We start from the raw sequence: 12,557 nt of genomic DNA on the forward strand, positions 1-12,557 counted from the left end.
GGCCGGAGGCGGCCATGACGACGTACGCATCATCTCTCGACGACACGCTGGTGGAGCGGCTCCAAGCGGCAGCGCATGGCGAGATCGTCCGGCCGGGCGACCCCGACTACGACGAAGCCCGCACCGTGTACAACGCCATGCACGACAAACGGCCGGCGGTCGTCGTGCGGGCCGTCGACGTGGGCGACATGGTCGCCACCGTGAACTTCGCGCGCGAGCAGGACATGCTGCTGGCGGTGCGCGGCGGCAGCCACAGCGTCACCGGCTCCGGCACCTGCGACGGCGGCGTCGTGCTCGATCTCGGCCGCATGCGCGGGGTCCGGGTCGACCCTCAGACGCGTACGGCCCGGGCCGAGGGCGGCTGCACCTGGGCCGACTTCAACCACGCCACGCACGCGTTCGGACTGGCCACCACGGGCGGGGTCGTGTCCACCACCGGCATCGGCGGGCTGACGACCGGAGGCGGCATGGGTCATCTCGCCCGGAGCTGCGGGCTGGCCTGCGACAACCTGATCTCGGCCGATGTGATCACCGCCGACGGATCCTTCGTGACCTGTTCGGAGGAGCGCAACGCCGACCTGCTGTGGGCGCTGCGCGGCGGAGGCGGCAACTTCGGGGCCGTCGCGTCCTTCGAGTACCGGCTGCATCCGGTGGCCGACATTCTCGGCGGGCCGACGTTCTACCCCCTCGACGGCGACGTGATCCGGCGATACCGCGAGCTGATCGCCGATTCCGACGAGAAGCTCGGCGCGCTGCTCGTCGTCGGGCTCGGCCCGCCGGTACCGTTCCTGCCCGAGCGCTGGCACGGGCGGCCGCTCTGCGCGGTGGTGGCGTGCTGGAGCGGCCCCGAGGAAGAAGACGACCAGGTCCGCGCCCGTCTCGCCGGCCTTGGCCCGGTGCTGGGGCAGTACGTCGAGCGGATGCCGTATCCGGTGATCAACACGCTCTTCGACGAAGAACTCCCCCCGGGCTTGTTCCACTACTGGAAGGGAACCTTCAGCCGCGGCATGGCGGACGGAGCGATCGACGTGTACCTCGAGTACGGCGCCACGACGCCCACCATCCAGAGCTCGACCGTGATCTTCCCGATCGACGGGGCCTGCCACCGGGTGGGGCCGGAGGACACCGCGTTCGCCTACCGGGACGCCGGCTTCTCGACCGCGATCGGGCCAGCTCTTCTGACCCGGGCAGACTGCGAGGCCAACATCGGCTGGGCGCGCGGCTTCGCCGCGGCGCTGGAGCCGCACTCCTTGGAGGGCGGCTATGTCAACTTCATGGACAACGACGACCAGGTCCGTGTCCGGGCCAACTACCGGCAGAACTACGACCGTTTGACGGAGATCAAGCGGCACTACGACCCCGGCAACCTGTTCCGGCTGAACCACAACATCGCGCCGTAGGTAACCCGCCGTAGAAAAGACACGGACAACAGAAAGGAACCGATCACGTTGTCGAGGTTGTCTCGATCATTGAGACCTGCCGTTCGACAGCGAAGGATTCGATCGTCGACACGCGAGGAGCCGTTCCCACCCGTCGTACGCCGCGGCCGTCGGTGCGGGGGACGGCACTCGCGGTCGCTTGCCCCCGTGGCGGAGAAGTTCGCCATCCGCGTGCTGGACCGGCGCGTCCCCGCCCTCGAATCCCCGCTGGCGCGACTACGCCGACGCCTACCCTCGGCCGTCAGGCGCGGGATTTGCGGCGCTTGCCCGCAGTGGGGGAGGGTCGTTCGAGTTTGGTGCCGACGAGCAGGCCGAGGCCCGCGGGGACCAAGACCAGCAGGGCGGTGAACGCGGCGCCACCGGTGAGGGCCTGGCCCAGCGAGCTGGTGCCAGTCTGGTCCACCAGCACGGCCCGCCCGATGACGGTGAGCACCGCCGAACCCCACCCGGAGATCAGCGCGGCGATGACCCAAGTCCGGCCGCGGTCGACCACCCCGCGCCAGGCGTCCACCGCCGCCCAGGTCGCCGCGACGCCCACCAGCACACCCAGAACCAAGGCCTCGACAAACGTCCGCCCGGTCGGCTCGGATGCTTTCAGCATCGCCACCACGACCGCCGCCACCGCGTGGACGACGGCCAACACCAGACCTCGCACCACCCACGTCCGCATTACCAGAGAGTAGCTGTCCCGCCTCCCCGGAATTTTACGGCTGGTCACCACGGTGTGAGAGGTGCGGCTGGAGCGGGAACCGGGGTCGGCTGCCATCACGATGCCCTTGGGCGCGGTTTGGCGGGAATGCGGCCGGCGGCCCGCGCCGTAGACTCCTTTCATGCCTGAAGCCCACGTTCGCCGCCGGGGGGCTCTGCGCGAGTTGTTGCGGGAGCAGGGACTCGACGCGGTGCTGGTCGCCGACCTGCTCAACCTGCGCTACCTCACCGGCTTCACCGGTTCCAACGGCGCGCTGCTTGTGCACGCCGACGGCGAGGAGCGCACGGTCTTCTGCACCGACGGCCGCTACGTGGAGCAGGCGAGCCTGCAGGTCCCCGAGCTGGAGCACCTCATCGACCGCTCCAGCGCGCTGGCCCTCGCCGCGAAGGCGGACAAGGACGCGACCTACCGCCGCACCGGGTTCGAGAGCCGGCACGTCTCCGTCGACGGCCTCGACGCCCTGACCGAGGCCGCCCCCTCGCTGAAGTTCACCCGGGCGCCGAACCTGGTCGAGCGGCTGCGCATGGTCAAGGACGACACCGAGGTCGAGGCGCTGCGGATGGCCTGCGCCGCGGCCGACCGGGCGCTCGCCGACCTGATCGAGCACGGCGGCCTCACCGCGGGCCGCACGGAGCGCGAGGTCGCCCGCGACCTGGAGAACCGGATGCTCGACCACGGCGCCAGCAAGCCCGCGTTCGACTCGATCGTGGCGACCGGCGCCAACTCTGCCATCCCGCACCACCGCCCGACCGACGCCGTCCTGCACCAGGGCGACTTCGTCAAACTCGACTTCGGCGCGCTCATCGACGGCTACCACTCCGACATGACGCGCACCCTGGTGCTCGGCGAGCCCGCCGACTGGCAGCGCGAGGTCTATGACCTGGTCTCCGCCGCACAAGCCGCCGGCCGCGCCGCTCTTAAACCGGGAGCCCGAGTACAGGATGTCGACGCCGCCGCCCGCGAGGTGATCGAGAACGCCGGCCGCGGCGCGGAGTTCCTCCACGGCCTCGGACACGGCGTCGGACTCGAGATCCACGAGGCACCCGCCCTGGCCAAGACCGGTGAAGGTACACTTTCCGCCGGCATGGCGGTCACGGTCGAGCCGGGGGTCTACCTGTCCGGCAAGGGCGGTGTCCGCATCGAGGACACGCTGGTCGTGCGGGATGGCCGACCCGAGCTCCTCACCTTGACCACCAAGCAGCTCATGGTCGTCTAGGACGATCACCCATGCGCGAAACACAGGAGATCTAGCTCGTGGCTTCGACCAACGAACTGAAGAACGGCCTGGTGCTCAACCTTGAGGGTCAGCTCTGGACCGTCACCGAGTTCCAGCACGTCAAGCCGGGTAAGGGCCCTGCCTTCGTGCGGACCAAGCTCAAGCACGTGATGACCGGCAAGGTCGTCGACAAGACGTTCAACGCCGGCGTCAAGGTCGACACCGCGACCGTCGACCGCCGCGACATGACCTACCTGTACAACGATGGCTCCGAATACGTGTTCATGGACGGCGACACCTTCGAGCAGATCTCGATCTCGCCCGAGGTCGTCGGCGACGCCGCGAAGTACATGCTGGAGAACAGCAGCGCGAATGTCTCCTCGCACGAGGGCACGCCGCTGTTCATCGAGCTCCCGGTCTCGGTCGAGCTCGTCATCGAGCACACCGACCCCGGCCTGCAGGGCGACCGCTCCACCGGTGGCACCAAGCCCGCCAAGCTGGAGACCGGCGCCGAGATCCAGGTGCCGCTGTTCGTCACCACGGGCGAGAAGGTCAAGGTCGACACCCGCGACGGGCGCTACCTCGGCCGGGTCAGCAGCTGACGTGGGAGCCCGAAGCAAGGCACGCAAGCGCGCGGTCGACCTCCTTTTCGAGGCGGCCCTGCGAGGCGACGACCCGGTCACCTTGATGGCGACCCGGGTCGGCTCGCCGGACGTCGCCCCGGTGAACGACTACACGATCACGCTCGTCGAGGGTGTGCGCGCCAACCAGGCCCGCATCGATGAGTTGCTCACCGAACACGCCGAGGGCTGGACGCTCGACCGGATGCCCGCCGTGGACCTCGCGGTCCTGCGGCTGGGCCTCTACGAGATCCTCTGGGCCGACGACGTCCCCGACGCCGTGGCCATCGACGAGGCCGTGCAGCTGGCCAAGTCGCTGTCCACGGACGACTCGCCGCGGTTCGTCAACGGCGTGCTTGGCCGCATCGGCGGTATCGCCGACAGGCTGCGTGCGTCTCTCTAAGCAGTAATGAAAAACACCCGACCGCGCAGCATCCCCGTCTGCGCGCGTTCGGGTGTTTCACTGTGCCGGGTCAATCCTCTTTGGACGGGCGGGCCTCGGGAGGCAGCACGCCCCAGTCGATGAGCTGCTCGGTCAGCTCGCCGGGGGTCATGTCGTAGATGATCGCGAGCGACCGCAGGTCCTCGGTGCGGATCGAGAGCACCTTGCCGTTGTAGTCGCCGCGCTGGCTCTGGATGGTCGCCGCGTATCGGGCCAGTGGGCCGACCTTCTCCGCGGGCAGCTGCTGCAGCCGCTCCAGGTTGATCACGATCTTCGTGGCGGGCTCGGCACCGGACGGCACCCGGCCCTCAGGCAGGAGTTCCACCACCGGCACGCCGTAGAAGTCCGCCAGTTCGGCCAGCTTCTGCACGGTGACCGCTCGATCGCCGCGTTCGTAGGAGCCGACCACGACGGCCTTCCAGCGGCCGCCGGACTTCTGCTCGACGCCATGCAGCGACAGCCCCTGCTGCTGGCGGATGGCGCGGAGCTTGGCTCCTAGCGCCTTGGCGTAGTCGCCCATGCGGCGGTTCTCCGTTCGTTCGCCCCGACGGCGCTAAGCGACAGCCTCGGGTAGCTTCAAATCAACACGCTGAGTAATGGTTACCCAGAGTTGTCACCAGGTCAAGCTGATCGGACCAGGAGACCTGGTGAAACTGGCCCGGACCACCCGCCTGCTCGCCCGAATCGGCCTGATACGGTCGACGTGAGCCCAGGTCAACTGGGCTGATCGACATCCTTTAAAGCCCGTCCAGTGAGGCGGGGAAGGAGTCCACTGTGGCGTCGCGAGACCGCGGCGCGGCAGACCCGGCTGGGCAGCGCGAGCTGCTTTCGGCCGGCGATGTCGCGCGCACCATCGCTCGAATGGCCCATCAGGTCATCGAGAAGACCGCCCTCGGCGCGTCCGGGGCGAGCCCGGTCGTGTTGCTGGGCGTACCCACCCGCGGCGGACCGCTCGCCGAGCGGTTGGCCGCGAAGATCGCCGAATTCGCCGATGTGCAGGTCCCGGTGGGCACGTTGGACGTGACCCTTTACCGTGACGACCTGCGCCGCAAACCCACCCGCCCGCTCGGCGCGACCGCGCTTCCGCCCGGCGGGATCGACGACGCCCTGGTCATCCTGGTCGACGACGTCCTGTTCTCCGGCCGCACCATCCGCGCCGCCCTCGACGCCCTGCGCGACGCCGGCCGCCCCCGCGCGGTCCAACTCGCCGTCCTCGTCGACCGCGGCCACCGCGAACTGCCCATCCGTGCCGACTACGTGGGCAAGAACGTGCCCACCGCCCGATCCGAGGAGGTCGCCGTCCTGCTCGCCGAGACCGACGGTCACGACGCCGTTCTGCTGCGCAGGCCGGAGGGCTCCGAGTGAAACACCTCCTGAGCACCGACGGCCTCGACCCGGCAACCGCGCTGGCCATCCTGGACACCGCCGACGGTCTGAAGAAGACCCTGCTGGGCCGTGAGGTCCGCAAGCTGCCGACGCTGCGCGGCCGCACGGTGATCACCATGTTCTACGAGAACTCCACCCGCACCCGCGTCTCGTTCGAGATCGCCGGGAAGTGGATGAGCGCCGACGTGGTCAATGTCTCCGCCAGCGGGTCCTCTGTGGGCAAGGGCGAGTCCCTTCGCGACACCGGTCTCACGCTGGCCGCCGCGGGCGCCGACTGCGTGATCGTGCGCCACCCGGCCTCGGGCGCCGCGCACCGGCTCGCGGGCTGGCTCTCCGAGGTCGGCACCAGCGTCGTCAACGCGGGTGACGGAACCCACGAGCACCCGACGCAGGCCTTGCTCGACGCGGCGACGCTGCGCGACCGGCTCGGCGGGATCGACGGCAGGCGCGTCGCCATCGTCGGTGACGTTCTCCACAGCCGGGTCGCGCGATCCAACGTGCACCTGCTCACCGCGCTGGGCGCCGACGTCGTCCTTGTCGCGCCGCCCACGCTGCTGCCCGCCGGGGTCGAGAACTGGCCGGTCGACGTCAGCCACGAACTCGACGCCGAGTTGCCGACGCTGGACGCGGTCATGATGCTTCGGGTGCAGGCCGAGCGCATGCACGGCGGTTTCTTCCCGTCCGCCAAGGAGTACTCGATCACGTACGGGCTCAGCGAGGCCCGGGCGCGGCTGCTGCCCGAGCACGCGGTCGTGCTGCACCCCGGTCCGATGCTGCGCGGGATGGAGATCGCCCCGGCGGTCGCCGACTCGCCGCGCGCGGCCATCACCGAACAGGTCGCCAACGGGGTGCACGTCCGCATGGCCGTGCTGTACCACCTGCTGGCCGGAGAGGAAGACGGTTCATGACCCTGGTCATCCGCGGCGCCAAGCCCTATGGCGAAGGCGATCCCGTAGACCTGTTGATCCGGGACGGTGTCATTGCCGAGATCGGCACTGGTCTTGAAGGCGACGAGGTCATCGAGGCCGACGGCTTAGTCGCACTGCCCGGGTTCGTGGACCTGCACACCCACTTGCGTGAGCCGGGTCGCGAGGACACCGAGACGATCGAGACCGGTTCCCGTGCCGCGGCCCTCGGTGGCTACACGGCCGTGTTCGCCATGGCCAACACCGACCCGGTCGCCGACAACGCGGTCATCGTCGAGCACGTGTGGCGGCGCGGCCAGGAGGTCGGCCTGGTCGACGTCCACCCGGTCGGCGCGGTCACCGTGGGCCTCAAGGGCGAGAAGCTCGCCGAGCTGGGCACCATGGCCAAGGCCGGGGTGCGGATCTTCTCCGACGACGGCCTCTGTGTCGCCGACCCGCTGATCATGCGCCGCGCGCTGGAATACACGAAGGCGCTGGACGTGGTCATCGCGCAGCACGCCGAAGAGCCGCGGCTGACTGTCGGCGCGCAGGCCCACGAGGGTGAGACGGCCGCGCGGCTCGGTCTTGCGGGCTGGCCCGCGGTCGCCGAGGAGTCCATCGTCGCCCGCGACTGCCTGCTGGCCCTGCACGCGGGCGCCAAGCTGCACATCTGCCACGTCTCCACCGAGGGCACCGCGGAGGTGCTGCGTTGGGCCAAGGGCCGCGGCACCCAGGTCAGCGCCGAGGTCACGCCGCACCACCTGCTTCTCGATGACGACCGGCTCAACACCTACGACCCGGTCAACAAGGTCAACCCGCCGCTGCGCACCGCCAACGACGCCAAGTCGCTGCGCGAGGCGCTGGCCGACGGCACGGTCGACTGTGTGGCCACCGACCACGCGCCGCACGCCCACCAGGACAAGGACTGCGAGTGGTCGGCCGCCCGCCCGGGCATGCTCGGTCTGCAGACCGCGCTGCCGATCGTGGTGGCGACCATGGTCGAGCCGGGCCTGCTGGACTGGCGCGGTGTCGCCCGGGTGATGAGCGAGCGCCCCGCCGAGATCGCCGGGCTGCCCGATCAGGGTCGCCCGATCGCGATCGGCGAACCGGCGAACCTGACGCTGGTCGACCCGGCGGGCCGCTGGACGGTCCACGGCGCCGACCTGGCCAGCATCGCCGCCAACACCCCGTACGAGGGCATGGAGCTGCCGGGCGCGGTGGTCGCCACGCTGCTGCGCGGCGAGGTCACCGCCCGCGACGGGAAGGCGGCCCGATGAGCAGGCTCGCGCTCTCTCTGCTGTTCCTGGCGATCTTCCTGCTGCTGGTCGGGCTGATGCTGTGGGGCTACCGCAACCGCGGCCGCCGACAGGCCGCCGTGCTGCCCACCTTCCCGCAGATTCCCGCGGGCTTGCTCGATCGCGTGCGTTCGCGTGAGACCGAGGAACTCCTACCGCCGAGCACGGGCGTCTACGCGAGCACCGTGACGGACAAGAGCTGGCAGGACCGGGTCGCCGTGGGCGACGTCGGCTACCGCGCCGACGCGACCGCCTACCTGCTTACCGACGGCGTGCTTTTCGACCGGACCGGTGCGAGTCCCGTGTGGATACCCGCCGAGTCGGTCGTGGACGCGCGCACGGAGGCGGGCATCGCCGGAAAGATCATGGGCGGCGACGGCCTGCTCGTGATCCGCTGGGCGGTCGGCGACAGCCGGTTCGACACCGGCTTCCGGGCCGACGAGAAGACCGATTACGACACCTGGGCGCCCGCTGTCCGCGCCCTGAAGACCAATACCCCGGAGGTACCGCACGGTGAGTAAGAGCACGCGGACTGCCGCCGCGTTGGTGCTGGAGGATGGCCGGGTCTTCCGCGGCGAAGCCTTCGGCGCCACCGGCACCACGTTCGGCGAGGTGGTGTTCTGCACCGCGATGAGCGGCTACCAGGAGACCCTGACCGACCCGTCGTACCACCGGCAGATCGTGGTGGCCACCGCCCCGCAGATCGGCAACACCGGTTGGAACGACGAGGACGACGAGTCCACGAAGGTGTGGGTGTCCGGCTACGTCGTGCGCGACCCCGCCCGCATCGCCTCCAACTGGCGCTCCACCCGCAGCCTCGACGAGGTGCTCTTCGACCAGGCCGTCGTCGGCATCAGCGGTGTCGACACCCGCTCGCTGACCAGGCACATCCGTGAGCGCGGCGCCATGCGCGCCGGTGTTTTCTCCGGCGCCGACCTGACCGACGTCGACACCATGGTCGGCCGGGTCCGCGAGATCGAGCAGATGGCGGGCGCCGACCTCGCGCGCGACGTCACGACCAAAGAGACCTACGTGGTCAAGGCCGACGGTGAGCGCCGTTTCCGGGTGGCCGCCCTCGACCTGGGCATCAAGTCCAACACCCCGCGGATGATGGCCGCGCGCGGCATCGAGACCCACGTGCTGCCCGCGTCGGCCACACTCGACGACATCCTGGCCATCGAGGCCGACGGCGTCTTCCTGTCCAACGGCCCGGGCGACCCGGCCACCCAGGACCACGCGGTCGCTCTGACCAAGTCGGTGCTGGAGCGGCGGATCCCGCTGTTCGGCATCTGCTTCGGTAACCAGATCCTCGGACGCGCGCTCGGCCGCGGGACGTACAAGATGCAATACGGCCACCGCGGCATCAACATCCCGGTCATCGACGTCGCCACCGGCCGGGTCGCGATCACCTCGCAGAACCACGGCTTCGCCCTCGAAGGCGAGGCGGGGGAACGCTTCGACACCCCGTTCGGCGCCGCCGAGGTCAGCCACTACTGCCCCAACGACGGCTGCGTGGAGGGTGTCCGCGCGCTCGACGTGCCCGCGTTCTCCGTGCAGTACCACCCCGAGGCGGCAGCCGGACCCCACGACGCCGCCGACTTGTTCGACCAGTTCGTGACTCTGATGGGCGGTAAGGACAATGCCTAAACGCGAAGACATCAAGCACGTGCTGGTGATCGGGTCCGGCCCGATCGTCATCGGCCAGGCTTGCGAGTTCGACTACTCCGGCACCCAGGCCTGCCGCGTGCTGCGCGAGGAGGGCCTGCGGGTCAGCCTGGTCAACTCCAACCCGGCGACGATCATGACCGACCCGGAGTTCGCCGACGCGACCTACATCGAGCCGATCACGGCCGAGTTCGTCGAGAAGGTCCTGCAGGCCGAGCTCGACGCGGGCCACCCGGTCGACTCGGTGCTGGCCACCCTCGGCGGGCAGACGGCGCTCAACACCGCCGTCGCCCTGCACGAGAAGGGTGTCCTGGAGAAGTTCGGCGTCGAGCTGATCGGCGCCGACATCGAGGCCATCCAGCGCGGCGAGGACCGGCAGAAGTTCAAGAACATCGTCGCCGACATCGGCGCCGAGACCCCGCGCAGCCGCGTGTGCCACACGATAGAGGAGGTCCGCGAGACCGTTGCCGATCTGGGCCTGCCGGTAGTCATCCGCCCCTCGTTCACCATGGGCGGCCTGGGTTCCGGCATGGCGCACACGCACCACGAGCTGGAGCGGCTGGCTTCCACGGGCCTCACCGAGAGCCCGGTCACCGAGGTGCTCATCGAGGAGAGCGTGCTCGGGTGGAAGGAGTACGAGCTCGAGCTGATGCGCGACCGCAAGGACAACGTCGTCGTCATCTGCTCGATCGAGAACATCGACCCGATGGGCGTGCACACCGGCGACTCGGTCACCGTCGCCCCCGCGATGACGCTCACCGACCGCGAGTTCCAGCACATGCGCGACGTCGGCATCGACGTGCTGCGCGCGGTCGGCGTGGACACCGGCGGCTGCAACATCCAGTTCGCCATCCACCCGGGCAACGGCCGCATGGTCGTCATCGAGATGAACCCGCGGGTGTCGCGCTCCAGCGCGCTGGCGTCGAAGGCGACCGGCTTCACGATCGCCAAGATCGCCGCGAAGCTCGCCATCGGCTACACGATCGACGAGATCACCAACGACATCACCGGCGAGACCCCGGCCTCGTTCGAGCCCACCCTCGACTACGTCGTGGTCAAGGTCCCGCGGTTCGCGTTCGAGAAGTTCCCCGGCGCCGACGCCACGCTGACCACGACGATGAAGAGCGTCGGCGAGGCCATGTCCATCGGCCGCAACTTCACCGAGGCGCTGGGCAAGGCGCTGCGCTCGATGGAGACCAAGGACGCGAGCTTCTGGACCCGGCCCGACCCGGAGACCATGACCCAGGAGACCGCCCTCGACGCCCTGCGGACCGCGCACGACGGCAGGCTCTACACCGTCGAGCGCGCCCTGCGCCTTGGCGCGAGCGTCGACGCGGTCCACCAGGCCAGCGGCATCGACCCGTGGTTCATCGACCAGATCGCCTCGCTGATCGAGCTGCGCGCCGAGGTCATGGACGCGCCCGTGCTCGACGAGCCGCTGCTGCGCCGGGTGAAGCGGGCGGGCTTCTCCGACCGCCAGGTCGCCGCGCTGCGCCCCGAACTGGCCGGTGAGGACGGTGTCCGCTCGCTGCGCCACCGCCTCGGCGTGCGGCCGGTCTACAAGACGGTCGACACCTGCGCCGCCGAGTTCGCCGCGAACACGCCGTACCACTACTCGGCCTACGAGCTCGACCCCGAAGCCGAGAACGAGGTCGCGCCGCAGCACGACAAGCCGAAGGTGCTGATCCTGGGCTCCGGCCCGAACCGCATCGGCCAGGGCATCGAGTTCGACTACTCGTGCGTGCACGCCGCCATGGCCCTGCGCGAAGCCGGGTTCGAGACCGTCATGGTCAACTGCAACCCGGAGACGGTGTCCACGGACTACGACACCTCCGACCGGCTCTACTTCGAGCCGCTGACCTTCGAGGACGTCCTGGAGGTCGTGCACTCCGAGCAGCGCTCGGGCACGGTCGCCGGTGTCATCGTCCAGCTCGGCGGCCAGACCCCGCTGGGCCTGGCGCAGCGTCTCGCCGACGCCGGGGTGCCGATCGTGGGCACCCAGCCCGAGGCGATCCACCTCGCCGAGGACCGCGGCGCCTTCGGCGACGTGCTGACCTCGGCCGGGCTGCCCGCGCCGAATTACGGCACCGCCACCTCGTTCGCGGGCGCCAAGCGCATCGCCGACGAGATCGGCTACCCGGTCCTGGTCCGCCCGTCCTACGTGCTCGGCGGCCGCGGCATGGAGATCGTCTACGACGAGGCCACCCTCGCCGGCTACATCCAGCGGGACACCGAGGTCAGCCCGGAGCACCCGGTGCTGGTCGACCGGTTCCTCGACGACGCCATCGAGATCGACGTCGACGCCCTGTGCGACGGCGACGAGGTCTACCTCGGCGGCGTGATGGAGCACATCGAGGAAGCGGGCATCCACTCCGGCGACTCCTCGTGCGCGCTGCCGCCGATCACCCTGGGCCGCACCGACCTGGAGGCGGTCCGCCGCTCCACCGAGGCGATCGCCAAGGGCGTGGGCGTGCGCGGGCTGCTCAACGTGCAGTACGCGCTCAAGGACGACGTGCTTTATGTCCTGGAGGCCAACCCGCGCGCGAGCCGCACGGTTCCGTTTGTCTCCAAGGCCACCGCAGCGCCGCTCGCGAAGGCCGCCGCGCGGATCATGCTCGGCGCCACCATCGCCGAACTGCGCGAGGAGGGCATGCTGCCCGCGCACGGCGACGGCGCCGAACTGCCCCCGGGCGCACCGGTCGCGGTCAAGGAGGCGGTCCTGCCGTTCCACCGCTTCCGCACCAAGGAAGGCCACGGCGTCGACTCGCTGCTCGGCCCGGAGATGAAGTCCACCGGCGAGGTCATGGGCATCGACGTGTCCTTCGGCAAGGCGTTCGCCAAGTCGCAGACCGCCTCCTACGGCTCGCTGCCGACCTCGGG

At 69.9% G+C, this 12,557-nt stretch carries 12 protein-coding genes; 10 read left to right on the forward strand and 2 right to left on the reverse strand.

Going from position 1 to position 12,557, the window contains the following annotated elements:
* Positions 1 to 14 precede the first annotated feature (14 nt).
* Complete coding sequence (locus ACRDSQ_RS04740; protein WP_431419103.1) at positions 15 to 1,400, forward strand: FAD-binding oxidoreductase; 1,386 nt, start codon at positions 15 to 17, stop codon at positions 1,398 to 1,400.
* A 280-nt stretch (positions 1,401 to 1,680) separates the two neighbouring features.
* On the opposite strand, the gene ACRDSQ_RS04745 is transcribed toward ACRDSQ_RS04740, so the two are convergent.
* Positions 1,681 to 2,109: a B-4DMT family transporter gene (locus tag ACRDSQ_RS04745; protein WP_431419105.1), complete on the reverse strand. Its 429-nt coding sequence runs from the start codon at positions 2,107 to 2,109 to the stop codon at positions 1,681 to 1,683.
* Between the two features lie 160 nt (positions 2,110 to 2,269).
* Here ACRDSQ_RS04745 and ACRDSQ_RS04750 point away from each other — a divergent pair, with 160 nt between their 5' ends.
* From ACRDSQ_RS04750 to nusB, 3 genes are read left to right on the forward strand one after another with little or no spacing between them, the layout of a single operon-like run.
* Complete coding sequence (locus tag ACRDSQ_RS04750) at positions 2,270 to 3,364, forward strand: M24 family metallopeptidase (RefSeq protein WP_431419107.1); 1,095 nt, start codon at positions 2,270 to 2,272, stop codon at positions 3,362 to 3,364.
* 38 nt (positions 3,365 to 3,402) lie between these two features.
* On the forward strand, positions 3,403 to 3,966 hold the full coding sequence (gene efp / locus ACRDSQ_RS04755) for an elongation factor P (protein ID WP_431419109.1): 564 nt from the start codon (positions 3,403 to 3,405) through the stop codon (positions 3,964 to 3,966).
* Position 3,967: 1 nt separating this feature from the next.
* Positions 3,968 to 4,387 (forward strand): transcription antitermination factor NusB, encoded by a 420-nt coding sequence (nusB, locus tag ACRDSQ_RS04760; RefSeq protein ID WP_431419111.1) that lies wholly within the window; start codon positions 3,968 to 3,970, stop codon positions 4,385 to 4,387.
* A gap of 70 nt (positions 4,388 to 4,457) precedes the next feature.
* Here the strand turns inward: nusB and bldD are convergent, their stop codons facing one another.
* Positions 4,458 to 4,946 carry a transcriptional regulator BldD gene (gene bldD / locus ACRDSQ_RS04765; protein WP_018686187.1) on the reverse strand — a complete coding sequence of 163 codons (489 nt, stop codon included), beginning with the start codon at positions 4,944 to 4,946 and terminating at the stop codon, positions 4,458 to 4,460.
* A 254-nt stretch (positions 4,947 to 5,200) separates the two neighbouring features.
* Between bldD and pyrR the strand changes: the two genes are divergently transcribed.
* The 6 genes from pyrR to carB form a co-directional block, all read left to right on the forward strand.
* On the forward strand, positions 5,201 to 5,791 hold the full coding sequence (gene pyrR, locus ACRDSQ_RS04770; RefSeq protein ID WP_431419114.1) for a bifunctional pyr operon transcriptional regulator/uracil phosphoribosyltransferase PyrR: 591 nt from the start codon (positions 5,201 to 5,203) through the stop codon (positions 5,789 to 5,791).
* Positions 5,788 to 6,720 carry an aspartate carbamoyltransferase catalytic subunit gene (locus ACRDSQ_RS04775; RefSeq protein WP_431419117.1) on the forward strand — a complete coding sequence of 311 codons (933 nt, stop codon included), beginning with the start codon at positions 5,788 to 5,790 and terminating at the stop codon, positions 6,718 to 6,720. Before pyrR ends, ACRDSQ_RS04775 begins: the two co-directional genes overlap by 4 nt.
* Positions 6,717 to 7,994, forward strand: a complete 1,278-nt coding sequence (locus tag ACRDSQ_RS04780) for a dihydroorotase (protein WP_431419119.1) — start codon at positions 6,717 to 6,719, stop codon at positions 7,992 to 7,994. Before ACRDSQ_RS04775 ends, ACRDSQ_RS04780 begins: the two co-directional genes overlap by 4 nt.
* Positions 7,991 to 8,533, forward strand: a complete 543-nt coding sequence (locus ACRDSQ_RS04785) for a transporter (RefSeq protein ID WP_431419121.1) — start codon at positions 7,991 to 7,993, stop codon at positions 8,531 to 8,533. Before ACRDSQ_RS04780 ends, ACRDSQ_RS04785 begins: the two co-directional genes overlap by 4 nt.
* Positions 8,526 to 9,659: a glutamine-hydrolyzing carbamoyl-phosphate synthase small subunit gene (gene carA / locus ACRDSQ_RS04790; protein ID WP_431419123.1), complete on the forward strand. Its 1,134-nt coding sequence runs from the start codon at positions 8,526 to 8,528 to the stop codon at positions 9,657 to 9,659. The genes ACRDSQ_RS04785 and carA overlap by 8 nt, the downstream gene beginning before the upstream one ends.
* Positions 9,652 to 12,557, forward strand: a 2,906-nt coding sequence (carB, locus tag ACRDSQ_RS04795) for a carbamoyl-phosphate synthase large subunit (protein WP_431419125.1), incomplete at its 3' end; no start/stop codon positions are given. The genes carA and carB, both read left to right, overlap by 8 nt.

The sequence above is a fragment of the Actinokineospora sp. genome, assembly GCF_050699995.1.
Lineage (GTDB): Bacteria > Actinomycetota > Actinomycetes > Mycobacteriales > Pseudonocardiaceae > Actinokineospora.